We start from the raw sequence: 26,098 nt of genomic DNA, 5'->3' as shown, positions 1-26,098 counted from the left end.
TCGGGGTTCCATCGGGTGCCGCGAATCTCTTACGCATCTTTCTCCCCCCAAAGCGAAATTGTTGGATAACACATGTGCAGACAGCGCTGATCGCGCAGGCTGTTGCCGTCCCGACAACTCCTCGACCCGGCAGGGCTCTTGCCCTGGAACGCTCAGAGGCAGACGTGTGGGTGACAGGAGCACTGCGGGGGCGTTTCGGCTGGAGACGTCTCCTGCGGCTCGTCCTAAGAACTGCAGGCGTCTCTCCCCGCGTACACGCCCACCCCTTGAGACCGCGGTTCCTTCCTTGTGTCCGAAGTGGGCACCCCGGTGCGCCGTCAGCAACTGGCGTGAGTCTGCTCACTCGATGTTCACGACGTTCAACAAAATGTGTTCGAACGTGTGTAGAGTAGCAACTGTTGCTGAGCAGCAACACAGTGATTCCGGTGTTCCGTGAGAGCCCGGCGTCACGGGGGGAGTACCGCTGGCGATGTGCATCCCGGTGGCCGTTGAGGTCAATAGCTGACTCCTTCCTGCACCATGCTCCGCATGTCCGAAACGGGGACAACTCTGGTAGAAGCCCTTCAGCGAGCCGAACTCCGCCTGGCCGCGTGCCCATACATGACCTCCTGGGTCGGCAGGGGTGTGGTTCAGCTCGCTGTCGGCCTGGCCCGCGCCAAGGCGCGTATTCACCGAAAGTCGATCCCCGGCTCCTGTCCGTCGCCAACCGTGCAGACGAGGGGCTACGTCCCACGAACGGGGGCGAGTTGTTCGTGCCAACCGGGTGAACCATCGAAGTCCCGGCGGTACCGTGATGAATCTTCGTGGGGCATCGGCGCACTGGCTTGCAGCGTTTAACGGGGAGACCATGGCATCCGTCTTTGAGAACGCCGACAAGATCTTCAGCATCGTGAGCCAGCTTGTCCGTAGACCGAAAAAAGGCGAGTTACTCGAGAGAGCCCCTGGACGGCACGGGATCCCAGTGGTGTGCCTGATAGGCGCCGACCAGGGAGATCTGACCCAAGACATCGAGACCTCCCTGGGGAGAGCCCGCCCCTTTCGCATACCGCATGAGTTCATCAACACATCTGCCATGCGCAACGACGTGGCTACCGAGCGGGGGACTTGCCGGACGACTGGCAGCCCATCGAGCTGTACCGGCGCATCCTCGTCAAGCTGGCCCAGGAGTATTCCTCCGCGAGCAACGGGCGAGACGGCCGTGTCCGGTTCCGGCGCTTCGGACTCATCAACTGGCTGCTGGAGTCGACTACACGGCCGAGGAACCCGACCCCCAGCACGATCGGGAGCTATTGCGCAGGCTCCGTGACCGTGAGTTCTCGCGCCGAAGGCTCTTCGGGGTCCTGCGCAGTCCCGAGACGGAAGTCTCTGTGCAGGGACAAGTCCCATGGTGGGCCGTGATCCTTGGGCTGCATGTGTTTCCCGTGGTCTGGTTCAGGGTGTGGCGCGGGTTGGGAACCGAGTACCGGTGGCTGCTGCGCCAGCCCTACATGGCGCCGCGGGACCCAGGGACGTTCGCGGGTTTCGCGGTGCGGCTGACGCAGCCTCGATGGGGGAGGGAAAGTCCCGAGCAAATCGGCAAATTAATGATCAACGCCTTCCTGGAAGACCTCAGAGCGGCCTACCGGCGACGGATCTGGCGACGGCGTGCCGCGCGCCGTACCGCCTACTGCGTGGCATTTCTGCAGGAAGTGAGCGAGGACAACGGTGGTATCGGGCTGATCAGGTCACTCATCGATGTGCGAAATGAGACCGGAGCGTTCGATCCCCTGCTAGCCATCTGCAGCAGCGATCGCGCTTGGGCCGAGGGCATGAGACCTCGGGCTCTGTCGGGAGACCTCTACGGAATCTGGCGTCACAAGTTCCACGAAGTGGGGCGGAGCCGCACGGCCGACGCCTGGTATCTGCCGGTCGATGTGCCCCCTCCGCTGGCGGCAAGCGATCCTGGTTATGAGGAGCACGAGGACCGGCTGAGACTGGTCAGGCAACTCGAGCTGGAGCCGCCCCCGCGCTGGGCGCGACGCGGGGTCACGGTCGTGGCGTGCGTCCTGGCGGCCGCGCTTCTTGGTGGAGGGCTTGTCTACACGTTCAACCCTGCCACTGAAAAGCGATGGGAGGTTCAGCACTGCGGGCTGAGCCGGTCGGACCCGGACGCGGTGACCTTGGAGCGGCAGAGTACCGGCGAATGTGTGGGGGTGGCGCCGAACGGCTACTCTTTCGGGACCACCGACGAGGCTCTGAAAAAGACCCTGGCGGTGATCGCTGAGCAGAACGACGAGGCCGATGACACCCACCGGGACTTCAAGCGCCGGCCGGTAGTCACCCTGGTGCATCTGTCGGCCCTGCTCAGCAGTTCCGGACAGGCACCCAACGCGCTCGCATACGCACGCGAGGCTCTGCAGGGCGCTGCGAGTGCACAGCGCCGTCAACTGGACAGAAGGGGAGCCACTGATCCGGTCCTTCGAATCTATCCGGCAAGCGCCGGCTCCGGTATGCGCTTCGGGCCCGACGTGGTCGACACCGTGGAGAAAATGATGCGGCGGGACCCGTCCATCGTCGGCGTGACGGGGCTCGACCAGAGCCGCAAGGCGACGATCACAACCATCAAGGAGCTGACACGCGTCGGACTGCCCATGGTGGCCACGACCCTGTCCGCGGACACGCTCGACGACCACTCGCCCATGTACTACCAGGTGTCACCGCAGAATCGGCCGGGGGCTGCGGTCGCCGCGGCGTACGCGACCTCTCTGGTGAAGAAGAAGCAACTGGACCGGCGCCAGGTGCAGATCGTCTACTCCGCCGATCCGACCGACGAGTACAGCAAGAACCTCCGGGACGACGCAGCCGGCGCCTTTGCCGGTGCCGGTTTCTCCACCACCAAACACGGCTACAAGCCGTCCCCCGCGCCGCCTGACACCACAGGCTTCCCCGGCGTCCGGACCGTTGGGGAACAGAGCTGCGGATACGAAGGACTCATATTTTTCGCAGGCCGGTCCGAGACCTTCGAGACTTTACTGTCAGGCGTCAACTCCGCGTGCGGCTCCGACCCGCCAACTTTCCTAGGTGGTGACGACGTCGCACGGCTCGCCGCGGATCCCGTGCGACGCAGCGCCTTCCCGAAAGTCCCTTTCGACTTCCTCGACTTCACGCTGGGCTCGGCATCCTGTGACAGCGAAAGCGACCTCTACAGCACTATGCGGAAACTGTTTCCCGCCGAGTGCAAGCAGCTCGCGAACACCTCACTGGACGGGCACGCGTCCCTGGCGTTCGACGCAGTCAACCTGTACGTCAAAGCAATCGGACAGCTGCAAGACACGGCACCCGCGCTGCCACTGACCGCACCGGCCGTGTGGCATTCCCTGAGCGGTATCCACGGCAGTGGAGCCCTGGACGGAGAAAGCGGGAGAATCGACTTCGGCGGAGTGGTGGACCGGCAGATCCCCCTCGACAAACTGATTTCCGTACAGCACGTCGACGGGGAGAAGCCGCCCCGCCAGGTTGGTTTCTGCGGCCGCTGGGGCGGGCTGCGCGAGAGCTCCTGGTGCCCGCCGCCGGAGAAAGGCAAACAGTGAGCTCTTCCTACCCCGATTATCAGGCAGTCGCGATGGCGTGGACCAGATCATCGCCATCGAGCTCCAGGACCCCGTCGTCACTCCACAGCGGCTGATGGGCGAGGAGCGGCGCAGTGAGGACGTGCGCGGGCAGCGGCTCAGGGCGAGGCGGCGCTCCTGCGGACGATGGCGGCTCTGACTGGCCCGGCCTCGGACGGCCACATTGAGCAGATCACTGATGCGGACGTGCGCGCCGGTGATTTTGAGGTTCACCTGGATGGGATTGGGGCTTTGGGGGAACTCACTGGCTGAACCAGGCGCCGGTCAGCGGGGGTCGCCGTACGAGGCCTCTTCCATCGCCCCAAGCAGGAGCTGGAACTGCGCGTCGTCCACCGCGTGGCTCACACGCCCGAGCTGCACCGGGCACCGGCTCACCAAGGAAGCGGCGAACTCCAAAACGGCCGCCTGACTCCTCGAGGCCCCGCGCGACCAACCCGGCGTCTTCAGGAGCCGGCCGACACCGTCCCAATCGACTGTGGGATACCGGCCGGAGAGGTCGATCAGCGGATGGTCGACCGCGGCCGCCAGTTCCTGGTCGTCGGCCAGGCGCCGTAGCCAGTAGCCGTCGCTGTGGGCACCCAGCAGCTTCGTCGCCGCCCGCATCGGCTCGTTCACCACCCCCTCCAGCAAGCTCTCGGCAAGCTCCTCACCCGTCGTGCTGTTACTGACCACGGTCACCGGCGTCTCCATCCGTTGCGAAATCGAGGCATCAAAAGGTCGGACCCCGACCCACTGTGCGCCGCCGCACCGGCCAGCCTGCGCCGAACACGCCGGACGATCCACCGGACGCCCTCCCCTGGGCGGTCGCACACCGGCGCCAGCCGCCGCAACGGCGACCGTGAGTCTCCGCCAACGACACCCAGCCACGTTGACATAGATGTTTGTGCGCGGGGCCTGTGAAACGAACCGCTGGGGGGAGAATCGCCGAACCGGAACAGGCCTCCCTCGCGCGGCGGCCTGACCACCAGATGCATCTGGCCGTCGAGCAGCGGCAAAACTGGGGTGTTGCGACGACCACTAGAACGGAAGGTCCCAGGGCCCGGGCCTTCGTCCACGCCGGCGCCAGCAGCGGTGGTGGTCAAGCCCGAGCGCGTTCGCGGCCTGGACCTACGGCGGCGGCGGTCTGCCGCGGCAGCCGGTATCACCGACATGCCGCTCTCGCCCGGGAGCACATGGACGCTGCCGCGGCCGAAGACAAGAGCCGTTCACGCAAGTTGCTCGGCTGGGCATTCCCAGCCGAGCAACTTGCGTGAACGGCTCGCGGCCCATTAACCGACCGCCTTTCGCGGCGGGCTTGGAAAGCGCCCTCCTGCGGTTTCAGCAGTCGACGGACCAGACACCATGGCCCGCAGGACGGGCGTACAGCAGTTGTTCACGCTGCTGCCCAAGTCGGCCGAGCTCAATGGGCGTCGCCCGTTTTTCGCTCGCCGGCGAGCGCCGGTAGGCGTCCCGCGTCGTTAGAGAAGGTCGAGGCCGAGGTCAAGTCCCGGTCCCGTCTCGGCGACGGCACCATTCCTGGCCAAGGTGTCCTCGCCACTGCAGATCTGCTGGACCGAGACCGCGGTCGCCGGGCCGCTGCCAAGGAGGGTGATGGGCCCGGTCACGAGGTTGATGAGGCCGAGCTGGCGCGTGTCCTCGCTGACACGGGACCGCTGCTCGCACACGACCACGTTGCCGTCCTTGCCCTTGCCCCTGCCGTCCCGGTCGCCGTAGGAGTCGGCGGCCGTGGCGACACCGGCCCCGAGCATGCTGAAACTTCCGAGCATGGCAGCTACCAGGGCGGCATTGCGAAGCTTGCGCACAACATCTCCACTTCCGTCAGAGTCGACGTGATCAGTGATGGGTGGAACCGGACGAACCAGTACGCTAGGTCTTGTTTGCGCCATTTTGGGCACAACGCGCCGAGGTGTCACCTCGCTACGGAGGGCCGGGCGGCCGCCGTTTCGGGCGGTGAGGGCGTCGGCCAGCGCCCCCCGGCCGTGACAGGATGCGGCCGACGTCGTCCGTCTTGCCTTGCCCCGAGGTGAAACTGGCTTCGCGGGCAGTGCGGTGTGGTGGCGGCTCGGGCGAGATGAGTGGCAGACGCTGAAGCAGGCGCTCGACAACCGGAGGGCGACTGGCTGTACGCCGCCCAGCACGAGCAGGCCCGCCGAGGCCGGGTGGAATGTGACGCCGCGGAGCGGGAGCAGCAGCGGCCGGTGTGCACCCGCTGCGGGAGCCCAATAGGGACCTGCCAGGACGGGACCTCGGCGCCAACGGCATTGGTCGGGCCTGGGGCACGCCCGCTTATACAGGGGCTGCGGGAGCCATGGCTGGGGGAGACGATGGTTGTCGCGGTGTCGCATGGTTCAAGGATTGCTGATCGTCACCGTACCGGCGGGCGAAAGGCGGCTGGCCGTGGATAGGGACGGGTTTCAGGCCGATCTGGGTGATGCGGGGCGTGCTGAGCTGAGTGGGTCGCCGCGGGGCGGGTTGCTGGACGTGCTGGGTGTGGCGGCGATTGTCCTGGATGCGGAGGGGCGGATCGTGTTCTGGAGTCCCCAGGCCGAGGCGCTGATCGGTTACAGCGCGGGGGAGGCGCTGGGCCGCTACGCCGCGCAGCTTCTGGTGGCGGAGGAGCACGTTGATCTTGTGCTTCGGTTGTTCGCCGAGGTGATGGGCGGCGAGGGAAGCTGGGCGGGCACTTTCCCAGTGCGCCACAAGGACGGCCGGGCACGGCTGCTGGAGTTCCGCAACATGCGGCTGGAGGACGACCTCGGCGATATCTACGCTCTGGGGCTGGCCACTGATCAGGCGCTTTTGCGGCGCGTGGAGCGGGATCTGGCGCTGTCGGTGCGGATGGTGGACCAGTCCCCGATCGGGCTGGCCGTCATGGATACCGGTCTGCGGTATGTGATGGTCAACCCGGCGCTCGAGCGGATCAACGGCCTGCCCGCAGCTGAGCATCTCGGCCGGCGTGTGGGGGACGTACTGCCGTTCCTGGACACCAACCGTGTCGAGTCCGTGATGCGCCAGGTCCTGGCCTCCGGCACCCCGCTGCTGGACCAGTACACCCTCGGTCGCACCCGCGCCGACCCCGATACCGAGCACGCCTGGTCGGTGTCCTTCTACCGGCTGGAAGACCCTGGGGGAATGGTGCTGGGAGTGGCCACTTCGGTCGTGGATATCACCGACCGGCACCGTGCGGCCACGGACGCGGACCGGGCCCGGCACCGGCTATCGGTGGTTGCCGACGCCTCGGTGCGGATCGGCACCACCCTGGACCTGGAGCAGACCGCTCGCGAGCTGGCCGATGTCGCCGTGCCGGAGCTGGCCGACATGGCTGCCGTGGACGTCCTCGACTCTGCCCTGGCTGGCCAGCGCACCCCCGCCCCTGCCCACGGGCCGGCGGTGTTCAGGGCACTGGCGGTCGCCGCCGCCTACCCCACTGACGCGGCCGCGGCCGCTGATCCTCCCGGCGAGGTAGCCCGTTACGACGCCGATCGGCTGGTCGCTCGGTGCGTGAACACGAGCCGGCCCGTCATGGTGCCGCACGTGGAGGAGGCGGATCTGTCTCTCATCGCCCGCGACCCCAGGGCCGCGGCCCTGCTGGCCCGGGCAGGCGTCCACTCCTACCTGGCTGTCCCGCTGATCGCGCGCGGTGAAGTCCTGGGCGCCCTCGACCTCGTACGCGCCCGCAACCCGCTGCCGTTCACCGACGACGACGCCACCCTGGCCGGCGAGCTGGCCGCCCGCGCCGCCGTATGCATCGACAACGCCCGCTGGTACCAGCAGCAGCGCGACACCGCACTCACCCTCCAGCGCAGTCTTCTGCCCAGACCGCCGCCGCACCTGTTCGGCCTCGAGGTCGCCTCCCGCTACCAGCCCGCCAGCGCCGCCATCGAGGTAGGAGGCGACTGGTACGACATACTCCCCCTGACCGGCGACCGGACCGCGCTCGTCGTCGGTGACGTCATGGGCAGCGGCATCCACGCCGCCACCACCATGGGACGGCTGCGCACCGCCACCCAGACCCTTGCCGGGCTGGACCTGGCGCCTGCGGAGGTGCTGCGCAACCTGGACAGGATCACCGCAGGCCTCGACCCCTACATAGCCACCTGCACCTACGCCCTCCACGACCCCCACGCCGCGCAGTGCCATATCTCCACCGCCGGACACCTGCCGCCCGTCCGCATGAGGCCTGGACACCCACCCGAACTCCTCGACCTGCCCACCGGCGCCCCGCTCGGTGTCGGCGGCGTCCCCTTCCGCACCACCGCCGTCGACCTGGACCCGGGCGACCAGCTGCTCCTGTACACCGACGGCCTGGTCGAGACCCGCGACGAGGACATCGACAACCGCCTGGAGGTTCTCCGCACGCTCCTCGACGGCCCGCACCGCAGCCTCGAATACACCTGCGACCACCTACTGGCCGCACTGCGCCATCCCGGCGACCACGACGACGTCGCCCTGCTGATCGCCCGCGTTCGACGCTGAACCTCGCCCGAACCGCGAATCACCCTGCTCTGCTGCCTAGAGACGTCTGGCGGTAGCTGCCAGTCAGGGAGGCAACGGCCTCTGTCGTCAGGCGGGGAGCCGGAGCCATCTGAGCGCATTCCATCGTGAGGCGCGGGAACGTGTGCACGCGCCGCCCTGCCAACGCGGGCAATCGCTACCGGTCATTTCCCAGGCCCATCCGCGCCAAAGCCCGACGGTGGGGGAGGAGGAGCCAGTTGGTGCTGCGGCTCCGTTAGAGTGACCGTTGTTCATCCAAGGTGATCGCATAACGCGGTCGGTTGCCTCCCGCAGGACAATAGATCACGGCGCCACAGCGAATGGCCATGTCTTCAGACCCGGCCGCCACGGCGTCCATGACAGAACGGTCACAAGCCGTCACGGTGGCCGTCGGGATTCGTTGGACGCTGGCGTGGAGCAGAAAACCGTTTCGCCTCCAGAGTCGGCCGGAGTCGCCCGCCCGGCGGGAGACTCCCGGCAGGTGTCCGATGCGCCGATCTACGACGCCGTCGAGCGGCAGTGGCTCGCCGAAGGCCGTGAACTGCCGTGCGGCCGCAGCAGGCCAGATCGCCCCCTGGACCCGGACGACAACCAGCGTGGGTGATGGCTCTCATCGCTGCTCTTTACACCAGCGCCGCCACCGGTCCATCCTTCAGCCCGGCCGATCAGCTCCCCACCCTGCGCCATTCCCCAACGCTTTCTATGGCCCAACGCCATCTCGGATCCGGAGCGATGAACAGGCGCTCGCAGAGGACCTGATACAGCGGCAAGCACACAGGGTGATCTTCCGGTCGCGTCGGCGACGAATGCGCGACACCTCAACATGCGCGCCGCCTACCAGTCCCAAGGCCGTGAACCAGCCCCCAGGCAGCGGCCCACATGGCGTTGTCGAGATGCGCGGGCGTGGTCGCGCTGTTTGGCTGGTGCGGCCCGGCCTTTCCGGTCGGCCGACACGACGGAGTGAGTGATCATGAGCGTTGCGGATGAGTCAGGTGGTCGTGCCCAGCAGTTGCGCGCCAAGGTGCAGGAGATAGAAGAGGCTGCCGAGCGTGCCGCCGACCCGGAAAAGCGTCAGCGGCTGAAGGAAGAGGCCCGCCGGCTCATGGAACAGAGCAAGCAGCAGGGCAGCAGGGGGAGCGAAAACATCGACCCCATGTAGAAGCAGGTCTGCGCACGGACCGGCCGGTGGTTGTCCGCGTCCATCCGGCGGGGAGGCCACCGGCTGGTCACTTATGCGCGTGGGCGGGGGAGCAGCGCGTGGCGCGGGCGTGTGAGCGCGATCTGGCCGGTGAACTGGTGGAAGCAGGCCAGGGCAGCGATCGGGGGCAGGGCGGCGACGGCGATGCCGGACGGGGTCTTGGGGGCGTGGCTGACGCACAGGCAAACGGCCACTGCGGTGAAGAACACCACGACCATCCAGCCGTGCAGAGTACGGCGCCGGTGCACGGCGGCGCGCAGGACCGTGAGGCAGGCGACTAGCCAGGGCCCGAAGACCAGCAGCGGCCAGCCCTGTTCCAGACCGGCCGGTACGGATGGGGCGGCGAGGTACTTCAGCGGGTGGTAGGCGACGACCGCGCCGAGCACACTGACTGTGGTGACGACGAAGGCGGTCAGCGTGGCCAGGCTCAGGCTGATCATCCGCAGCCATGGCCATGCCTTCACAGCGGTGGCCCGCCGGGGCTTGCGTCGGTTGTGTGAGCGCGGGCGCGGGATGGCGGGGGAGACCGGCGCGGCGTTCACTGTGGAGGCGTGCAGCAGGTGGGCCAGCTCCACGTCCCAGTCCAGCGTCGCATCACCACCGTCAGGATGCAGTGCCTGCTCGCAGAAAGCATCCTGCGCATACAGTGCGTCGTTGAGTGTCCCCGCCACACCGTGTCCGTCCAACAGCGGGTTGTCATTCACGACGGGATAGGCATTGAACGACTCCGGCCCGTCAGGCATGCGGCATCCGTTCCGGCCGATGAGCGGCGCAGGCGTGCAAGCGGCGGTGGAAGTCGCTTTGAATACGCTCCAGGCCCTGCATGAATTCCTCCAGCAGGTCAGCGAAAAGGTCCAGCTCCCTCTCCCCGGTCCCAGGTTCCTGGCCGCCGCGCCCTGGCTGCTCCGCCGGTGGTTGCGGCAGACGTGCTGAAGAGCCGGCGCGACGCGAACGGCGCGCAAGCGGGGAGAGATCGATCTTCGGTGGAATCACCCCCAGACAACGACCCTGAACCGGTCCTCGGGTGCCCGGCGACCGGGTGACGCGTCTGCGGCCAGGGATGATTCGCCCGCCTCCGCTTTGACCCGCAGGCATACAGGCAGCTTGATCGCCCAGCCATACGTACTGACCGGGTCGGCCCGGTCAGCCGCCCTGCTGGCCGCCTGGACCGCCCACTACCGGCTGCTCGGCATCGAGCGGTTCCATGTCGCCTTCCACTTCCCCGACACCTGGCGGCACCAGCTGGTCGCCGCCAGCCATGAGCTCGGCATCGCCCCGGCCGCCGTCAGTACCGGGCCGTGGCACGAGCACACCAACACCGAACACGGGAGCGGGCGGTGACGCTGTGGCGGAAAATTCTGGCCGCGCTCCACGACGACACCCTCGACGACGCTGAACGCGAGCGGATCGTGGCCCGCAGCGCCGCCCAGCTCGCCGCCCGCCGCGCACCCGAAGCCAGCAGCCTGAAGGCCCCGGCGGCGCTCCCGGAGGGTTCGGCGGTGGCATTGGTTGTCATCCCTCCGGACGAGAAGAGGAGAAGCGGCCTCTACCTCGGAACGATGTGAGGATGGGATTCCGCTTCGTACCGTGTCCTCGCCGCTGACACGTCGCAGCGATGCTCAACTCGGACTCCGGAGCAGTCACTCTTGTTCACTCATGACAAGCGGCACCGCCGTGCCGTCGTCCTGGCCGTGGCGGCGACCCTCGCCGCCGGTTCGCTGAGCGGCTGTACCCAGGACACACCCAAGAAGGCCGCCGCCGACGATCCCGCCACCCGCGCCGACCTGCGCGCTTTCTACCATCAGAAGCCGCAGTGGAAGCCCTGCGGCGAGGAGGATTGCGCCACGCTGAAAGTCCCCATGGACTACTCGGCGCCCGGCAACGGCAAGACCTTCGCTCTCCCCCTCATACGGGTCACCGCGACTGACACGACCCGCCGCAGCGGGTCGCTGGTCTTCAATCCGGGCGGCCCCGGAGAATCAGGGGTCGCCCTGCTCAAGGACGGCGGAGCACAGTCGTTCAGCGAGCGAATACGGGCCCGCTTCGACATCGTCGGGTTCGACCCGCGCGGTGTGGCGGACAGCAAGCCCGCCGTGGACTGCGGCCCTGAGGATGAGGCTGATACAGAGGCCGATGACGCCGCGCCGCAGCCGCTCCACCCCGCGACGGCGCAGCAGCGCCGGGCCGCCCTGGCCGACGCCGCGAGCGCGGTCGTGGCCTGTAAAAGGCACAGCGGCTCGATTCTGCCGCACGTCGGAACGGCCGAGGCGGCCCGTGACATGGACGTGCTGCGCGCCGCGCTCGGCGACGACAAGCTGAGCTATCTCGGCTGGTCCTACGGGACGTCTCTGGGCACCACCTACGGTGAGCTGTTCCCCTGGCGGGTACGCGCCATGGTGCTGGACGGGGCCGTCGACCCCTCGCTGGACTGGTCCGAGCGGGCCCGTAGCCAGGCCGCCGGATTCCGCAAGGCGGTCGACGACTACGCCGAGCACTGCGCCGACGTGGTGGGGGACGCCTGCCCCGCCGACACCCCTGACGGCATCCGCGAGCTGCTCGGCGGTCTCTATGTGCAGACCGCCGAGCAGCCGCTGCCGGTCAACGACAGCGAGTGGGGCCTGGACGCGGCGACCCTGCACAGCGCCATCGTCACGTCGATGTACACCCCGGAGGAGCAGTGGGAGGCGCTCTCCCACGGTCTGAGCGACGCGGCCAGCGGTGACGGAACGAGGCTCGACACAATCGCCGTCGGAGAGGAAGACACCTGGGGGGACCAGGACAGCGGCAGCGGTGACGAGGTGGAGCAAGAGGAACAGGGGGAGGAGAGCCACCCCGACAACTCCGACGTGGCGATCACCGCGGTCGACTGCGTTGACATCCCTCACCCCAAAAGCCCCCAGGAGTACTGGAAGGCCCTCGACCAGGCACACCTCGCCGAGGGCGACTTCGGGTCCGAGAGCGTGGTCGCCGCGCTCGACTGTAAGGACTGGCCGCACCGCGGGCCCGGCCCGCACCGGGTGTCCGCCGACGGCCTTCCGCCGGTCCTCGTGGTGGGCACCACCGGCGACCCATCCACGCCGTATCACGAGGCACAGAGCCTGGCCCGCCAACTTCCCCAGGGCATGCTGCTGACCTTCGAGGAACTTGGACACACCGCGTACGGGCGCGGCAGTAGCTGCGTGGACAACGCCGTGGACAGCTACCTCATCGACCTCAAGCCGGTGAAACCGGGCGCGACCTGCTGACGCCGCGGACACCGCCACACTCCACGTGCCGTGAAGGCCTCGCCTGTGAGGACCGCGCTAGCCCCCACATTGGGCCTGGCCGTCTTCCTCAACCTCGCCGACGCGCTCTGAGGGCTTGCCGGAGCAGCGTGGCTCACCGTGCGCATCGTCGTCGCAAGTTGTACCAGCCTTCGATGAAATCGAAGAGCCCGGTGCGGGCGGCGGCCCGGCTGGGCCAGGGCGGCGGTGCCGAAAGGCTCGCATTTGATGGTGGCGAAGAAACGACTCGGCGAGCGCGTTGTCCCAGCACTGCCCGGTGCGGCCGACCGACAGTCGGATGTCGAACTCATGAGCCAGAGAAGCGAATTGCTGACTGGTGTATTGGCAGCCGCGATCCGAGTGGAAGATCACCGGGCCGGTGCGGCGGCGATGCCGGCAGGCGGCTGTCAGCGCGTCGGCGACCAGCTCGGTCCGCAGGTGGTCGGCCGTGGCCCACCCGACCACGCGGCGGGAAGCGATGCCGGACAGCGCCGCCAAGGGCCGCGCCGCCCCTTGGCGTGTGCCGTGAGGGATCGGCCGGGTGAGGGCGCGCTGGACTGTATTTACCTGGGCGGGTGGGCCACCCTTGTAGGTGTGCCCGCCGCGCTGCCCTTTTGCCTCCACGAGCGGCGGGTGCACCCACGACGGACTGGTAGGCGGGATTAGCCGGGCCGGGTGCCGGTCAGGCGTTGCACTGCGGTGGCGCCGCCGCGGTCGACGGCTGTTTTGACGGCTGGGAAGATCGCGCCCGTGGACGGTGGCGGCGAGCAGGATCTCCTGCCAGCTGCGGTCAGCAGCCGAGGTGCGCGGTGGACGAGCCAGGCGCTCGCCAGGCCGATGACGGCGCCGACCGCGACATCGCTGGGATAGTGGGCTCCGCTGTGGACACGCTCCACGGCCACCATTGCGGCAGGAACCGCGGCGGCAGCTCCCCACCACGGCGAGTTGAGTGCGACCGCGGCGGTGAAGCCCACGGCGGCCGCGGTGTGCCCGGAGGGGAAGGACGAGCTGTCCGGCCGGTCCTCTACATCGTCGTGCGGAATCAGGTCCGCCGGGGGCCTGCGCCGCTCGTACAACTGCTTGCACCCTGCGTTCCCGATCACCTGCGCGGTCAGCATCCCCGCCACGCCCGCCACCGCGGCTTTGCGCTCCGTGCGCCCGCCTACGGCAGCCATGACAACGGCGATACCCCACCAGAGTTTCGTCTTCTCCGCCGCGGACTCCACCGCCGGCAGCACCTGCCGCGCCCAGGGAGAGTCCCATGAAGCGGCCCGGTGGGTCAGATGCCGGTCGGCACGACGGAAATCATGAAGAAGATGCATGACCTGCTGGTTCCCCTCACCCGGTATCCAACACGCTGGATCCGGCACGCAACGGGGCCCGCTCAAGCGCGACGGCCTGGGGTCAGACGCCGCCCACCTCCCTGCGGTCCTCGTCGGTCCACGTGTGGGTGTCGCGCGGCTGGACGTACGGCTCCTCGTGTTCGGGGTGGCCGCCGATGATGGCCCGCTCCCGGGGCCACTTCCGAGTCGAACTCCAGCCCCATCAGGATCGCCAGGTTCGTGATCCACAGCCAGACGAGGAAGATGATCACACCGGCGAGGGCGCCGTACGTCTTGTTGTACGAACCGAAGTTCGCCACGTAGAGCGCGAAGCCGGCCGAGGCGATCACCAGATCAGCAGGGCCAGGAAGCTGCCCGGGGTGACCCATTTGAAGCCCCGGCCCTTGGCGTTGGGGGAGGCCCAGTACAGGATCGCGACCATGACGGTGACCAGCAGGACCAGGACGGGCCACTTGGCGATCGACCACACCGTCAGAGCGGAGTCCCCGATACCGAGCGCGCCGCCCAGTTGCCGCGCGAGGCCCCGGTGAACCCCACGATGAGCGCGCTGACGCAGGCCATTACCAGGCCGAGGAAGAATGCGGGCAGCAACACCGCGATGACTGCTATCGGACCCGTGTCAGGCCGGCGCCGCGACAGGAACCTGGGCCGCGTGAAGGACTTCGGGCAGCGGCAGCCCGAGGGCGTCGGCGAGTTCGGCCAGCTCTTGCGCGGTGGGATGGACAGGACCGCTGGCCCCGTCCTCAGCGAACGCCCTGATACGCGGCGTGCGGATACCGGTCCGCTCCGCGAGGGCCTGCGCAGTCAGGTGACGTCGGTGCATGGACACTTGCAGAAGTTTTCCAAGGTCGGCCGTCTCTCTCGTCTGCCCCGCCCAGGACTCGCCAGTCCTGGGCTCCCCCATGGTGAGTGGCCGCCCTGAAATGACGGTGGGCATAGGGCATCAGTGCCCACCACTGCCGTCGTTCCCGCGCAGGAGCCACCAAAGCCAAGGGCCCATGGCAAACGGATGATGCCAAAGCGACCCGCGCCGTTGCGTCTTGGCAGTGGGATCGCGTGGAGTTACGAAGACCCTGTGGCCGACCCGGTGCGGCGAAGCCCGGGTCGGCCAGATTCGCTGCAAAGACAGAGCGACCGAGAACTGAGCGCCGCACGAGTCTCTGGTGCAGTGGCGTGTCAGCTGCCGACGGGTGTGACACCGAACATCAGGGTGCGGCGGCTGACGTCGTAGTGCACGGTTGACGTCTCGGAGAGCAGGTCCTGGAGGACGTCCGCGTCGTCGGCGTCAACGGTCAGCACTTCTTCCCACGCGCCTTCGTCGAGCACCAGCTGCAAGGTAATAGTCCCTGGGGCCCCTGGACCGCCGGCGACCCAGGTGAACTGGTAGTGGCTGAGCTGACGCACCTTGATGCTGTCGTCCGTGACAGGTTGCGTGACCTTGGCCATGCGTTTCTCCTTCTGGCGTAGGGATAAGCGGTTGCGGTTCCACGGCTGTTGGTTGATCTTGAGGCCCTCCAATCCGGGTGCGCCTGAGCGCTCGGCCGTGCAGGGGTGCTCCGGCTCGGACGGTGGGCCGGAGCCTGGGCGGCTGGGGATGGATACCTATGCTTCGCAGTGCCGTCCCGGCAGGCCGCGCTCACGGGCGCGGCGAACGGCAGCCCATCCGGTGCCCCCAGCTGTGACGAGGGGTGAGGCGGCCCGGCGTACCATCCCCAGCCGTTGCTGCTCGGGGCGTTGCTGCTCACCGTGCAGGGCGTTGAGGACCAACACGCCCGCGGTCAGAGCGGGCACGGCCCACTGCAGCAGGACGAGCTGACGCTGTGCCTGTTCAAGTTTGATCGGGTGCTCCGCTGCCATCTGGGCATCCCTGGGGTCCAGGGACGAGGCGAGCTCGACCTTCTTACCCACGACTCGGGTATAGGCGGTCGCAGCCAGGGCCGCCCCGGTGAGCACCAGCTTGGCCACAGTGGAGGCACCCACCCCCTGCTGGTAGGCCACCCGGGCGCTGTTCGCACCCAGCAGGCCGACTCCTCCCACCAGGTGAGCACCGATCGCTGCTGCGTTCACCGGCGTCCAGGCTGCCCAGCCGGCGCTGGCGATTCGCGCGGTGGACAATTCATCGTCCCCAGACCTGTTCGCTGCCCCGTTGAGGCCGATGGCACCCATCAGGGAGCCACCGAACCAGGCCGCCAGCCCGACGTCGTGCAGGCTGCGCAGAGCCGTGTTGCGTTCTGACATTCGAATCCTTCCAAGTCTCACGCCCTGCGATCCAGGGCACCGCAACCAGCCTCAGCGTGATCACTGGCACCGGCCAGACAGGGCGCGCACACGGGCTACCAGCCCAGTTCAGGCCGCTGTCGCAGGACGACCCGGTCGCGGTGCTTCGGCGGTGAGGGTTGGCGTCACTGAAAAGGGCTAGGCGTGAGGTGAGCAGACGCCCGACCGGCTGTGCTGCCAGGGCGACACGGATGAAAGGACTGAGCTGGTGAAGGAACTGCTGCAAGGGTTCCGCAGCTTCGTACTGCGCGGAAATGTGGTGGACTTGGCCGTCGGTACCGTCGTCGGTGCCGCGTTCACCACTGTGGTCAACGGCTCCGTAAAAGCCTTCCTGACCCCTGTAGCGGGTCTGGCCACCGGCGCCACGGGCGACTACAGCCGCAAGACCTTCATGATCGGCCAAACAGTCTTTCCGTACGGCAACTTCATCAACGCCACGATCAGCTTCCTGCTCATCGCCTGCGCGCTGTACTTCCTCGTCGTCCTGCGGTCAACAAACTCCACGAGCGTTTCGCCCCGCACCACGACGTCCAGGCAGACAAGCGGGACTGCCCCGCATGCCTCAACTCCGTCCCCGCCCAGGCATACCGCTGTGGGCACTGCACCAGCGAATTGACGTCACCAAACGGAGCGCCCGACAGCAACACTCTCTCGGCAGGCCCCTCGTACACATCCTGACAGGCGTTTCCAGCGCTCCAACCCCAGCAGCTCGACCAGACCAGACCAGACCAGACACAGCCGGCATCGGCGTGGTGCGCCTCATCGATAGGCGCGCTCTCGTGATCGACCCCTGCAGGCTCGGCGCGCGTTTGGTGACGGTGCGGCCCCTTGGTGTGCAACGCCGGCGAGGATCTGGAAGCCGGGCGATTGAGCGTGACCAGGCCCAGCGCGTGGCAGACGCCGTGTCAGCCGCCGTCACCTCAGTGCGCCATCAGTCGGCCCTACGGGATTGCCGCCCGTTGACGAAGAACCAGCGGAAAGGCGCCATGGCCGTCTGGCAAGTGGGCTCGCGGCCGCGGAAGCGTGCTGACACTGGTGGGTAAGACGAAGCCCTGGACGGCTTGTGACGGCTTGGCCCAGGGCCCCGGCTACGGCTCCAAACGTCTTCGGAGCCGCTGCTTCTACTGTGCAGGCTGCGGGGTAGTACAGCTGGCTGCGCCACCCTTGCGCACCGTGGCTCACTCCATCGGCCGTCATACGCGGGCCGTACGCGCCAGATCCTCTTCGGAGCTGGCGGGCGGGAACTGTACGACCCCGCGCCGCTGGGAACTGGTCCGGCGACACCTCCTGAACGCTCCCAGCGGCTCCGCGCAGTTCCGCCGTTCGGCGGTGCGGCCGGCCCACGTGGCACGAGCTGCGGGAGCGGGGGCAGCTCCAGCGGCGGCAGAAGGCCGCAGTCTGGTCCTGTCCTTCCTGCGGCGTGTGGTCTGCCCCAGCGGGGAGGACTGGGAGGCCGTACCGGTCGGCGGCGACTGCGACATGTGTGCCTACGCCAAGGAGGGCGAGCGTCAGAAGGCCGAGGACCGCGCACGTGAAGAGACGGAAGCGGATGCGCGGCGCAAGGAGAACAACATCTTCGGCTTCTTCCGCGGCTGACAAGCACCGGAGCTCTGCCGGTGTGCACGGCGCACCACGGCCGGGCTGGGTTGGGGGCCCCGAGCCGAGGCGCGGTTGTCGGGGCCCCCGGAGCGCGCGCAATCCATGGGGTTGCATGCGTCCCCCGGCTCAACTGCCGTGGTGAACCTCGGGTCACGGACTCGGTGGGGTGAAGTGTGGTGGCACCGGGTTGCCCCGCTCAGCCCTTTGGCCAACTCCGCGATGTCGATCAGCCGGTACGCCAGCGCCCTGCTGATACCCAGCTCGGCCTGCGCGTACTCACCCCACCCGCCATAGCCCAGCGCCACCCAAACCCGCGCCCGGTGCACGTCCCGCACCCGCTGCGCCAGCACCACAGCCGCCCGCCGCGCCTCACCGATCGCTGCACGCAACTGCTCGGTCAGCCGAACCGCATCCAACCAACCCACAGGCTTTAGCACCGAGCCCTGACCTGGGTCATCCGAGGAAGCCACATCTTCAGGATGCTCCCTGTGCGCCCGGCCGGACGGGGGGCGCGAGAAGCACGCGCGCTGCCGGCCGGTGAGAGAGGGTGAGGGCCCTTGAGGGGAGGGCCCTCACAACGCGGGTCCGTGGGGGACGGAAATTGCACTCGCGTCGGCGTATCAACGACCGCCGCGTGTCGTGGTCACTGTCCGCGCGAACGCAGAACACGTCCGCGCGCACGGAGGGCTTTCTGCCCCACTGGTGAGAGGCTGGGGAGCGACTCAGCGCTCGCCCCCGACCGCTGAGACGCGGGACCCGCCTCCAATCCCGCACCCGGCCCGGCCTCCCTCCCCCCAGGGAGGCCGGTCCCTTGACGCGCTGAGGGAGCCTGTCGAAGGAAGCCGCCGATCAGGGCAGGATGATCTCTTTTCGCGTTGTTAAAGGGGCGTGGGTGTGGGCACACGCTTGATGTGAGTGGGCAAAGCAGGTCCTTCAGGGGCCACCCGCAGGCGGCGGCTGGCCCCTGAACGTGCTGCCCACAGCCCGCTTGAACCGCTGAAGCTCACTGCGCTACGCCGCCTGTGCCCCGTCGAGTTCGGCGCGGATCGCCAGCTGCTGATTGCGCAACCGGCCACGCCGGTTCTTCTGCCAACCCACGCTGGACCGGGCGCCGCCGCCCTGTGTCCGCATCAGGTTGATATGGGGGCACGGGTATCGTGGCGTCTTGGCGAGGCGGTCGTGGGGGCGTACGAAGGGCCGGTGAGCTGGCCCGGGTAGGTGAAGAGCCGGGGTCGGCCACATTGAGCTTGCTAACGGCTGCGTCTCGGTGAGGTTGCGGTACTACCGTTTCGCCTTCCTGCCCGGCCCGCAGGGCGTTGATCGGGCATGGAAGGTTCCCACGGTGAGATCCGGGGTTGTTGGCGTGTGCGTACTGGCTGGAGGCGCCGGTGCACGGCGGTCACGGTCGTGTGGGCGATGGTGGCGGTGGCGCTGAGCTGAACCGGTCAACACCTGATGGCAGTCCAGGCGGTGTTGTGGCTGCCCCGGCCTGAGTGGTCGAGGCGGGCGGGCGCGATGGAAGTCATGATCCGTTTTGGGCGGGTAGCGGGCGGGCGTGGTCCGGGTCATTTCCCCCGTCTCGGAGCGCGTAGCTGTCGGGCTGGTGTTCCCCCGCACTGGTCCGCCGGCACCGGGTACCCGGCGCCGATGGTTACCGAAGAAGACGGATTACCGCCCACGGACGTGCCGGAGCTGATCGGCGAGATCGTGCAAGCCGTGCGGGAGGGTGACGATCCGCGGATCAGGGCGCTGCTTGAGCGACTGGCCCAGCGGGCGGACACTGAAGCACTCCTGTTGCTGCGCGCCCGGTTGAACGAAGGCCTGTCCCCAGGACCACGCACCACGTGCCGGCGTGAATGATGCCCGGTGGTCGTTGCTGCGGCATGAGTGCGTACTGTGTGCCGGGCTTCGTCCCGCGGTTTGGAAGTGAGCCACGGCGAAGCGCCCCTTTTCCGCAACTGGCCTGGCGACAAGCAGTTTGTGGGGATGCTGTGGCAAAGCGGGGGTAAACGCGATGGTGTCGCGTTCGGCGGCGAGACCTGCGGGGCACGGGGGAGATGTTGTGGATCAGGTGGCAGTTGATGGTCGGGAAGATCCGGTTGTTGCAGGCCCGGTGGCGTGGGCTGGTGTGGCGTATGACGGGAATCTCGAGTCGATCGGGGACGCGAGGCGGTTCGTCACCGACTTTTTGACCCAGCTGTGCGAGCAGCGCCGGATCGAGGTCCCCTCACAGGCGGCCGGAGCGGCCGAGGTGGTGGTCAGTGACTGGTGACCAACGTGTGCAAGTACGCTCCCGGCCCGTGCGTCCTCGACGTGGAGGTGGTCGGCCCGGCTTTGGAGATCACGGTGTGGGACACGAGCCCTGCTCTGCCGGTGGTGTGTGCGCCTGATCCGGGCCGGATCGGCGGGCATGGCCTGGAGATCGTCACCGCCATGTGCGAGGGCTTCGAGGCGCGGCGTGAGCCTATCGGCAAGCGGATCAAGGCCCGCGTGCCTCTCGAACTTGCGGCCGGTTAGGGTCTGTCCGTTCCTCGCACTCCCGCCAGGCGGCACCGTATGGGGGCATGGATAGCGGCATTCGCCCGGGATTTTCGGCTGTGGCGGGGCAGGCTATGGGGATGAGTTTTAGTCCTTTAGGCGGTGCGGGGCGTTCGGTTGCAGGGCTGTGGCGCCAGGTGCTGGCCGCATTGAAGAGCACTGAGGTCAGCGACGCCCAGCGTGAGGAGCTCCTGGCTCTGGGGGCTGCGGAACTGGCCCTGGCCCGCGCCGAGGAACGACGCCCGGTCACCGCCGCAGATGTGCAGCGCATCGCGTTCGAAGAGTTCTCGCTGCTGCTCGGCACGCGACAGGCGCGTGCGGCGCTGCGGGAGAGCCGGGAAGCCTGGCACGGGAAAAGGGAGCCTGCATGACCACCTTCGTCATCACCATTCCGGGTACGTTCCTGCGCGAAGTGACCGACGCCGAACGGGCCGCTCTCATACGGCAGCTGCGTCCGGCCGACCCGCAGCACACTGCCCTGGGCCAGAGCGAGGACCTGGACATCCTCACCGTCCACGAGGATGGAACGTTCAGCCTCCGCCTGGAGGTAGAGGCCGGCGACAGCCGCAGCGCGGAACAGCACGTCAAGCAGGTGGCCACCACCGCCCTGCGCCAGGGCCGGAATTAGCGAGGGCCAGGCCCCGCTCGGCCCGACAGCGGTGACCGGCATCGACACCTAGCCACCGCGCCAGCTGATAGCGACGGCCTGGGCAGGAGTCCACGAGCACCCGGCCAACAGACCTCGTCGCCGACTGCTGGCCGGGGCCCCTGCAGGGAGCGCTCACCCGGCTGCCCCGGCCCCGCCGCCACGGGATCCCGTGCAGGCGGGATAGGGGATCAGCGGGGTCGGGTGTCATCTTCGGAGACGACGAATCCGATCAGGACCAGAAGGGTCGCGGTCAGAGCGTCGCGTTTGCCGTACCTCCTTCATGCCGTATTGACCCGGTGGGCGGTGCCCGGCGGTCAGAGCCAGGTGCCTTCCAGGGCGCGGTGGTCGCCGGTGAGCGCGTAGCGGCGTACGGCGAGGACGGTTTCGACGTCGCAGCCGACGTCGTCCGCGTACCGGGCCGACCTTGTCGACGGCTTCCTGCTCGGACAGAACGCCGGGGCGAGTTCGAGAGCGATCTGTCCCAGCCGGCCGCGGCCATGTGTCGACCAGGCGCCGTACCACCGTCGTGTCAGCCGGGTGTCGCTCCGCGTCAGCGAGTGCCCGCTCCCGACCGTTCGGTGACGGCGGTGGTGAGTTCATCGAGTCGGCCGGGAAGGTGGCTGTGTAGGCGCTTTGACTCCCCAGCGCGATTACCTCCCGTTCGAGGGACCCACAAAACCGCCCTGCGGGGCTCTCTTAACAACGGATTAGGCATTGCCTCCCATTGAAAGCATGAATATCGGGGCTACTATGCGGCGCGGTGGGGCTTGTGCGGGCTGACCTGCAGCCGTGCCTGGCAGGGGAGTTGGGGCCAGCCTGTGGACTGGTGGGCGCGTTCCAGGGGACCGTGGCACAAGGCCTGCAGGACGGCGCCAGGCTCGCTGTCGGGGGTAAGCGTGAGGGCGACGCGGACCTCGGGATGGTTGGCCCGGCCGACCATCTGCACCCTTGCGTGCTGGACGCCGGGTAGCTGGCGGGCGTCGGCGGCGATGGCGTCGCTGAGGGCGTTGTGGTGCAGTTCCACTCCGTATGTTGAGGGTGTTCCTTCGATGGGCATGCAGCCTGGGCGGGTGCGGCGCAGTTGTGCCAGTAGCCACCACAGGGTGAGCAGGACGATGACGGCCAAGACGGCGATGACCACTGGCCACCACCAGCCCTCGTCGGTCCAACGGGTCCGCCCCCCTGCGCTGAGCAGGACGCTGTGCGGGGTGGTCAGGGGCCAGCCGTCGGGTGGCGTCAGGTTCCAGCGCCGGTAGAGATCGAGGCCACCTGCGAGGACGAGGAGGCCACCTCCCAGCAGGACGAGACCGACCAGCGCCATCAGGCTCCGGTTGACCGCGGATTGCCTCTTCATGGCTTCGTCTCCTGCCTTCTTGCCACTTCGGGCGTCCCAGACGGGTCAGTTGCGGCGTTGCCGTACGCGCAGGGTGATCCGGGGCGGGTGGGCCAGGGCGAGCCGGTCGCGTTGCTCGTGCAGAACGGCGGTGAGGTCGGTCTTGACCTCGGCGGGGTCGCGGAAGCGTATGTCTGCGCGAGCGTTGATGCGGTGTCGGCGCACCCTGATCCTGGCGCGGCTGACGCCGGGGACGCGCAGGGCGGCATCTCGCAGTATCAGGGCGGCGGCGTCCCGGTCCAGTACGGCCCGCACCTTGCACTGGCCGGCGGGGACGTTGAGGGGCAGCTGGTGACGCAGGCCATGGGTGAGCGCCAGGATGATCAGGCACAGGCCGAGGGCTGCGGTGAGGGCGGCGCCGATGAGCATCCAGATGTCGTCCAGGGGGCGGGTGGCCAGTTCGTGAGCGAGGCGGGTACGCCAGGCCGCGGCTTCTCGGCTGGCCCGCACCATGGAGATGTCGAACAGCAGGATCCCGGCGCCGGCTCCGATGACGAGGGCAGTCAGCGCGGCGGGCATCCGGCGTGCAGACCACAGGCGGCGCGACGCACGCGTGCCGTCGGCCGCCATGCTGCTCGGCTGGGACTGCGCAGCGTCTGGCGGTTGCTTGGCCAGTAGCTCCACCGTCAGCGGAGTGGCCGCTTGGGGGGTGGTGGGCTGCTCCGTCTCGGCGGCGGGTTCTTGGTCCCGTGACATGCCAGCTCTCCTTCCCGTGAGGTGTGCCAGCCTGGGTCATTGCACGCGTCTGTGCTCCAGGCCGCCGGAGGGAACCAAGCGCTCGATGCTCAAGGTGACCTCGGTGACACGCATGCCGGTCAGCCAGGCCACCCTCTCGCCGACATAGCGCTGCACTTCGCGGGAGGTACCGGCGATGTCGATCGGGTAGGGCAGGTCCAGGGACAGGCCCAGCCGGGCCGATCCGCTGCTGACCGCGACCGTGGAGCGGGGCGGGGTGAGTCCCAGGCGCGCGGGGCTCGCGCCCGTCTGGTCGGTCAGTGCCTCATGCGCGGCGCGGGCCGTGATGCGGGCGACCACCTTGTCGGGGATCACGGTCGCGCCGCGCTCGGCCGCCGGTACAAGAGGCTTGGGAGCGTGGGCCGGTCTGCCGGGTGAGGCGGCAGCCGGTTGCCGGGTCACCGCCGCTCCCGTGACCGGACGAAGTCGGATACTTCCAGGTCACCCTCGAGGAGGCGGCCGACGACCAAGCCGACCGCGCCCAGAACCGCCACGAGCAGGAAAGCCCAGAAGCCGCCGAAGTAAGCGGCGAAGCCCAGGGCCATACCTGCCAGCAGGCCCACCGTCGCTCTGCTCATCTCACTCACCTGCATCTCATATCGATCGGCTTCTCCCCAACACCGCCTTGCACCGCGTCCGAGGCAGGTGGCGGGGTCACTTCACACGGCCCTCTGTCTCCTCCTGCTCGTCCTCTTCGTCGGGTAGGTGGACATCGTCGACGGCGATGTTCACCTCGACGACCTCCAGGCCCGTCATGCGTTCCACGGCCCCGATGACGTTGGTGCGGACATCGCCGGCCACGTCCACGATGGCGACGCCGTATTCGACGACCACGTCGAGGTCCACGGCCGTCTGGCGCTCGCCCACCTCGACGCTCACCCCACGGGTCACGCTGGGGCGCCCACCTGGCACCCGGTCGCGGACGGCCCCGAAGGTCCGGGACATCCCAGCGCCGAGGCTGTGGATGCCCGGTACCTCACGGGCGGCCATCCCGGCGATCTTCTCCACCACACTGTCGGCGATCGTGGTCCGCCCACGTGTCTCGGGCGCCGCCCCGGCGCCGGTGCGACCCTGCAGAGACTTGCCTGCGGTGCCGGGTTGGCTCTCACCTGCGGTGGGGCGGCTGATTGTGTCCGACATGAGGACCTCCCGAGGGTGTCCGTGCGGGAACCGGTGCGGTGCCCGTCGAAGGATTAGACACACTGCAGCCGCATTCCTCACACCATTTACGTGACGAGCACCACATAGACTCGAAGGGTGCGGACGCCGGGACGACGGTCCTGGCAGGAAGCGAGCGGTGGATGCGCGACCGGACCGGACACCCGCCCCCACCGGGCGCAGACCACCTCCAGCAGCCTGCGCCGCTGACCAGCGCCGACGTCCCGGTCAGCCGGGACAATTTCGCCGAGCTGGCGGACAGGCTGCTGGCCGTACGGGCGGCCGAGGGAGATGACGACGCGTTCGCCGTTCTCGTCCGCCGTCACAGCAGCCCACTGCTCGCGCTCGCCCACCACCTGCTCGGCAGCCAGGCCGACGCCGAGGACGCCGTCCAGGAAGCATTTCTCGCCGCCTGGCGACACCTGCCGGAGTTCCGCCACGGCGCCTCGTTCGGCACCTGGATGTACCGCATCGTCACCAACCGCTGTCTCAACATCCTGCGCCACGGCCCCCGCGCTCTTCCCCTGGACACCGCCCCCGAGCCCACTGCACACGATGCGGGCAGCTCACCACCGCGCGTCGCCGAGACGGACGCGGCAACGGCCGCTTTGGCCCAGGCACTTCGCGAGCTCAACCCCGAGCAACGAGTCTGCTGGATCCTGCGGGAACTGCACGGCCTGCACTACCAGGAGATCGCACACGTGACCGCGACCAGCGAGCAGACGGTGCGCGGCAGACTCTTTCGCGCACGACACGCACTGCAGGAGGCGATGCGCCCATGGCGCTAGGCGACTCACAACCCGACTCCGGCCACGGACCGCCAGCCGAAGGCGCCAAGGCGGCCGCCCGCCCGCCATTCCCCGAAGCAGAACTGCTCGCCGGCGACGAGCTGCTGCCCTGCGGGCGCCCACTCAGCCGCGCCTGGGAGGAGGCACGCGACGCCGAGACCACGGCAGACCCGCACACCACCCACTGCCAGTACTGCCGACAGGCAGTCGAGGGGCTGGCTGCCCTGGACAAGGCCACCCGCGCCCTGCGTGACAAGGAACGTCCCCGCGAGCACAGCCTCGCCGAGCGGGTGATCAACGCGGTCCGGGCGGAGGTGCGGCTCGGCGCGCTACTGCCGCTGGACGACCCCGCCCACGACCTGCGGATCGCTGAGAGTGCCGCCGCGAGAGTCCTGCGCCGCGCTGCCGACACCGTGCCCGGAGCCCGCGCCGCCAGCTGCCGCCTCACCCCCACCGGCAACGGCACCGCCGTGCACGTCACCATGACCCTGGCAGCTGCTCTCGACCAGCCGCTGCCCGACCGGGCCGCCCAGGTACGCCGAGCCGTTCTCCATGCCGCAGACCACGAGCTGGGTCTGGCCGTCAGCGACGTGGACCTGGAGATCGACACCGTGCTGGACCCTGCCGCCGCGTCCAGTGGCCGACTGACGAAGCGGAGCGGACAGCGATGACCTCCGCCAGCAACCGAGACATCCAGCAGACTGCTGCGCGGGCTGCCCTCGATGTGCCCGGCGTGGCCGCACTCCAACCAGGCCTCGCCGACCGGCTGGCCGCCACGGCCTCCCGCGCACAGCAAGCCATGGGAGCCGACCCACTTTCTGGCGAGGCCGGCATCCGGGCCGAACACTGCCCCGAAAGCGGCTGGCACCTAGAAGTACGCTGCGCCGTGCACGAAGACCACCGCGTCCTGGACGTCGCCCAGCAGGTACGCGAACACGTCCGAACCGCCCTCACCGCCCACCTGACCCAGCACGGCACAACCGCACCGGTCACCGTCCTCGTCACGGTCACCAGCACCGTGTAAATGAGGGCCAGTCACCGACACCATCAGCCAC

Annotated in this window: 31 protein-coding genes and 1 pseudogene; 18 read left to right on the top strand and 14 right to left on the bottom strand. The window is 68.4% G+C overall.

From position 1 onward, the window contains the following. Window positions 1-1,394 precede the first annotated feature (1,394 nt). Window positions 1,395-3,569 (top strand): hypothetical protein, encoded by a 2,175-nt coding sequence (locus tag AC1P0E_RS32680; RefSeq protein WP_482746090.1) that lies wholly within the window; start codon window positions 1,395-1,397, stop codon window positions 3,567-3,569. A 37-nt stretch (window positions 3,570-3,606) separates the two neighbouring features. Next, entirely contained in the window at window positions 3,607-3,747 is a 141-nt protein-coding gene (locus tag AC1P0E_RS32675) for a hypothetical protein (RefSeq protein WP_482746089.1), read from the top strand. Window positions 3,748-3,872: 125 nt separating this feature from the next. Here the strand turns inward: AC1P0E_RS32675 and AC1P0E_RS32670 are convergent, their stop codons facing one another. Together AC1P0E_RS32670 and AC1P0E_RS32665 are read right to left on the bottom strand one after the other, a co-directional pair. Beyond that, entirely contained in the window at window positions 3,873-4,286 is a 414-nt protein-coding gene (locus AC1P0E_RS32670) for a hypothetical protein (RefSeq protein ID WP_482746088.1), read from the bottom strand. A 779-nt stretch (window positions 4,287-5,065) separates the two neighbouring features. Beyond that, entirely contained in the window at window positions 5,066-5,410 is a 345-nt protein-coding gene (locus tag AC1P0E_RS32665; RefSeq protein WP_482746087.1) for a hypothetical protein, read from the bottom strand. 541 nt (window positions 5,411-5,951) lie between these two features. Here AC1P0E_RS32665 and AC1P0E_RS32660 point away from each other — a divergent pair. The 3 genes from AC1P0E_RS32660 (at window position 5,952) to AC1P0E_RS32650 (ending at window position 9,261) form a co-directional block, all read left to right on the top strand. After that, a complete protein-coding gene (locus tag AC1P0E_RS32660; RefSeq protein ID WP_482746086.1) occupies window positions 5,952-8,084 on the top strand; it encodes a SpoIIE family protein phosphatase in 2,133 nt (710 codons plus the stop codon). A 499-nt stretch (window positions 8,085-8,583) separates the two neighbouring features. Beyond that, window positions 8,584-8,706 (top strand): hypothetical protein, encoded by a 123-nt coding sequence (locus tag AC1P0E_RS32655; protein ID WP_482746085.1) that lies wholly within the window; start codon window positions 8,584-8,586, stop codon window positions 8,704-8,706. A gap of 366 nt (window positions 8,707-9,072) precedes the next feature. After that, window positions 9,073-9,261: a DUF6381 family protein gene (locus AC1P0E_RS32650; protein ID WP_482746084.1), complete on the top strand. Its 189-nt coding sequence runs from the start codon at window positions 9,073-9,075 to the stop codon at window positions 9,259-9,261. A gap of 71 nt (window positions 9,262-9,332) precedes the next feature. Here the strand turns inward: AC1P0E_RS32650 and AC1P0E_RS32645 are convergent, their stop codons facing one another. Beyond that, window positions 9,333-10,043 carry a DUF2637 domain-containing protein gene (locus AC1P0E_RS32645; protein ID WP_482746083.1) on the bottom strand — a complete coding sequence of 237 codons (711 nt, stop codon included), beginning with the start codon at window positions 10,041-10,043 and terminating at the stop codon, window positions 9,333-9,335. A gap of 361 nt (window positions 10,044-10,404) precedes the next feature. Between AC1P0E_RS32645 and AC1P0E_RS32640 the strand changes: the two genes are divergently transcribed. The 3 genes from AC1P0E_RS32640 (at window position 10,405) to AC1P0E_RS32630 (ending at window position 12,545) form a co-directional block, all read left to right on the top strand. After that, the gene (locus AC1P0E_RS32640) at window positions 10,405-10,641 is read left to right on the top strand and encodes a hypothetical protein (RefSeq protein WP_482746082.1); all 237 of its coding nucleotides are present in this window, start codon (window positions 10,405-10,407) and stop codon (window positions 10,639-10,641) included. Continuing rightward, on the top strand, window positions 10,638-10,865 hold the full coding sequence (locus tag AC1P0E_RS32635; protein ID WP_482746081.1) for a hypothetical protein: 228 nt from the start codon (window positions 10,638-10,640) through the stop codon (window positions 10,863-10,865). The genes AC1P0E_RS32640 and AC1P0E_RS32635 overlap by 4 nt, the downstream gene beginning before the upstream one ends. 81 nt (window positions 10,866-10,946) lie before the next feature. Next, window positions 10,947-12,545, top strand: a complete 1,599-nt coding sequence (locus AC1P0E_RS32630) for an alpha/beta hydrolase (RefSeq protein WP_482746080.1) — start codon at window positions 10,947-10,949, stop codon at window positions 12,543-12,545. A 57-nt stretch (window positions 12,546-12,602) separates the two neighbouring features. Here the strand turns inward: AC1P0E_RS32630 and AC1P0E_RS32625 are convergent, their stop codons facing one another. The 6 genes and pseudogenes from AC1P0E_RS32625 to AC1P0E_RS32600 all read right to left on the bottom strand — a co-directional run bounded on the left by AC1P0E_RS32625 (window position 12,603) and on the right by AC1P0E_RS32600 (window position 16,144). Continuing rightward, entirely contained in the window at window positions 12,603-13,061 is a 459-nt protein-coding gene (locus tag AC1P0E_RS32625) for a DDE-type integrase/transposase/recombinase (protein ID WP_482746079.1), read from the bottom strand. 164 nt (window positions 13,062-13,225) lie between these two features. Next, complete coding sequence (locus tag AC1P0E_RS32620) at window positions 13,226-13,885, bottom strand: phosphatase PAP2 family protein (protein ID WP_482746078.1); 660 nt, start codon at window positions 13,883-13,885, stop codon at window positions 13,226-13,228. A gap of 82 nt (window positions 13,886-13,967) precedes the next feature. Next, window positions 13,968-14,473, bottom strand: a pseudogene (locus AC1P0E_RS32615) (YihY/virulence factor BrkB family protein); the annotation flags it as partial. A 52-nt stretch (window positions 14,474-14,525) separates the two neighbouring features. After that, window positions 14,526-14,729 (bottom strand): helix-turn-helix domain-containing protein, encoded by a 204-nt coding sequence (locus tag AC1P0E_RS32610; protein ID WP_482746077.1) that lies wholly within the window; start codon window positions 14,727-14,729, stop codon window positions 14,526-14,528. A 353-nt stretch (window positions 14,730-15,082) separates the two neighbouring features. Next, the gene (locus tag AC1P0E_RS32605; RefSeq protein ID WP_482746076.1) at window positions 15,083-15,352 is read right to left on the bottom strand and encodes a hypothetical protein; all 270 of its coding nucleotides are present in this window, start codon (window positions 15,350-15,352) and stop codon (window positions 15,083-15,085) included. Window positions 15,353-15,508: 156 nt separating this feature from the next. Continuing rightward, the gene (locus AC1P0E_RS32600; RefSeq protein WP_482746075.1) at window positions 15,509-16,144 is read right to left on the bottom strand and encodes a hypothetical protein; all 636 of its coding nucleotides are present in this window, start codon (window positions 16,142-16,144) and stop codon (window positions 15,509-15,511) included. Between the two features lie 247 nt (window positions 16,145-16,391). On the opposite strand from AC1P0E_RS32600, the gene mscL reads away from it, so the two are divergent. The 7 genes from mscL to AC1P0E_RS32565 all read left to right on the top strand — a co-directional run bounded on the left by mscL (window position 16,392) and on the right by AC1P0E_RS32565 (window position 20,948). Further along, the gene (mscL, locus tag AC1P0E_RS32595) at window positions 16,392-16,799 is read left to right on the top strand and encodes a large conductance mechanosensitive channel protein MscL (protein WP_482746074.1); all 408 of its coding nucleotides are present in this window, start codon (window positions 16,392-16,394) and stop codon (window positions 16,797-16,799) included. A gap of 557 nt (window positions 16,800-17,356) precedes the next feature. Further along, complete coding sequence (locus AC1P0E_RS32590) at window positions 17,357-17,779, top strand: hypothetical protein (protein WP_482746073.1); 423 nt, start codon at window positions 17,357-17,359, stop codon at window positions 17,777-17,779. A 1,650-nt stretch (window positions 17,780-19,429) separates the two neighbouring features. After that, entirely contained in the window at window positions 19,430-19,642 is a 213-nt protein-coding gene (locus AC1P0E_RS32585; RefSeq protein ID WP_482746072.1) for a hypothetical protein, read from the top strand. 202 nt (window positions 19,643-19,844) lie between these two features. Continuing rightward, entirely contained in the window at window positions 19,845-20,054 is a 210-nt protein-coding gene (locus AC1P0E_RS32580) for a hypothetical protein (protein ID WP_482746071.1), read from the top strand. 5 nt (window positions 20,055-20,059) lie between these two features. Next, the gene (locus AC1P0E_RS32575; protein ID WP_482746070.1) at window positions 20,060-20,299 is read left to right on the top strand and encodes an ATP-binding protein; all 240 of its coding nucleotides are present in this window, start codon (window positions 20,060-20,062) and stop codon (window positions 20,297-20,299) included. Window positions 20,300-20,469: 170 nt separating this feature from the next. Further along, window positions 20,470-20,691: a hypothetical protein gene (locus AC1P0E_RS32570; protein ID WP_482746069.1), complete on the top strand. Its 222-nt coding sequence runs from the start codon at window positions 20,470-20,472 to the stop codon at window positions 20,689-20,691. Continuing rightward, window positions 20,688-20,948, top strand: coding sequence for a hypothetical protein (locus AC1P0E_RS32565; protein WP_482746068.1), 261 nt, complete (start codon window positions 20,688-20,690; stop codon window positions 20,946-20,948). The genes AC1P0E_RS32570 and AC1P0E_RS32565 overlap by 4 nt, the downstream gene beginning before the upstream one ends. 769 nt (window positions 20,949-21,717) lie before the next feature. Here the strand turns inward: AC1P0E_RS32565 and amaP are convergent. From amaP to AC1P0E_RS32540, 5 genes are all read right to left on the bottom strand, one after another. Further along, window positions 21,718-22,323 carry an alkaline shock response membrane anchor protein AmaP gene (gene amaP, locus AC1P0E_RS32560; protein ID WP_482746067.1) on the bottom strand — a complete coding sequence of 202 codons (606 nt, stop codon included), beginning with the start codon at window positions 22,321-22,323 and terminating at the stop codon, window positions 21,718-21,720. Between the two features lie 45 nt (window positions 22,324-22,368). Beyond that, window positions 22,369-23,058 carry a DUF6286 domain-containing protein gene (locus AC1P0E_RS32555; protein WP_482746066.1) on the bottom strand — a complete coding sequence of 230 codons (690 nt, stop codon included), beginning with the start codon at window positions 23,056-23,058 and terminating at the stop codon, window positions 22,369-22,371. Between the two features lie 36 nt (window positions 23,059-23,094). Continuing rightward, a complete protein-coding gene (locus AC1P0E_RS32550) occupies window positions 23,095-23,499 on the bottom strand; it encodes an Asp23/Gls24 family envelope stress response protein (protein ID WP_482746065.1) in 405 nt (134 codons plus the stop codon). Then, window positions 23,496-23,675 carry a DUF2273 domain-containing protein gene (locus AC1P0E_RS32545; RefSeq protein WP_482746064.1) on the bottom strand — a complete coding sequence of 60 codons (180 nt, stop codon included), beginning with the start codon at window positions 23,673-23,675 and terminating at the stop codon, window positions 23,496-23,498. The genes AC1P0E_RS32550 and AC1P0E_RS32545 overlap by 4 nt, the downstream gene beginning before the upstream one ends. A gap of 76 nt (window positions 23,676-23,751) precedes the next feature. Further along, window positions 23,752-24,237: an Asp23/Gls24 family envelope stress response protein gene (locus AC1P0E_RS32540; RefSeq protein WP_482746063.1), complete on the bottom strand. Its 486-nt coding sequence runs from the start codon at window positions 24,235-24,237 to the stop codon at window positions 23,752-23,754. Window positions 24,238-24,398: 161 nt separating this feature from the next. Here AC1P0E_RS32540 and AC1P0E_RS32535 point away from each other — a divergent pair, with 161 nt between their 5' ends. Genes AC1P0E_RS32535 through AC1P0E_RS32525 form a run of 3 tightly spaced genes read left to right on the top strand, consistent with a single transcriptional unit; the run spans window position 24,399 to window position 26,067 of the window. After that, window positions 24,399-25,043: an RNA polymerase sigma factor gene (locus AC1P0E_RS32535; RefSeq protein WP_482746062.1), complete on the top strand. Its 645-nt coding sequence runs from the start codon at window positions 24,399-24,401 to the stop codon at window positions 25,041-25,043. After that, window positions 25,034-25,714 (top strand): hypothetical protein, encoded by a 681-nt coding sequence (locus AC1P0E_RS32530; RefSeq protein ID WP_482746061.1) that lies wholly within the window; start codon window positions 25,034-25,036, stop codon window positions 25,712-25,714. Before AC1P0E_RS32535 ends, AC1P0E_RS32530 begins: the two co-directional genes overlap by 10 nt. After that, entirely contained in the window at window positions 25,711-26,067 is a 357-nt protein-coding gene (locus AC1P0E_RS32525) for an Asp23/Gls24 family envelope stress response protein (protein WP_482746060.1), read from the top strand. Before AC1P0E_RS32530 ends, AC1P0E_RS32525 begins: the two co-directional genes overlap by 4 nt. The last annotated feature ends 31 nt before the right edge of the window (window positions 26,068-26,098 follow it).

The organism is Streptomyces sp. TRD_SC_5 (genome assembly GCF_056836825.1).
The sequence above is the reverse complement of the archived record's forward strand: the minus strand, read 5'-3'. Positions and strand labels throughout refer to the sequence as shown.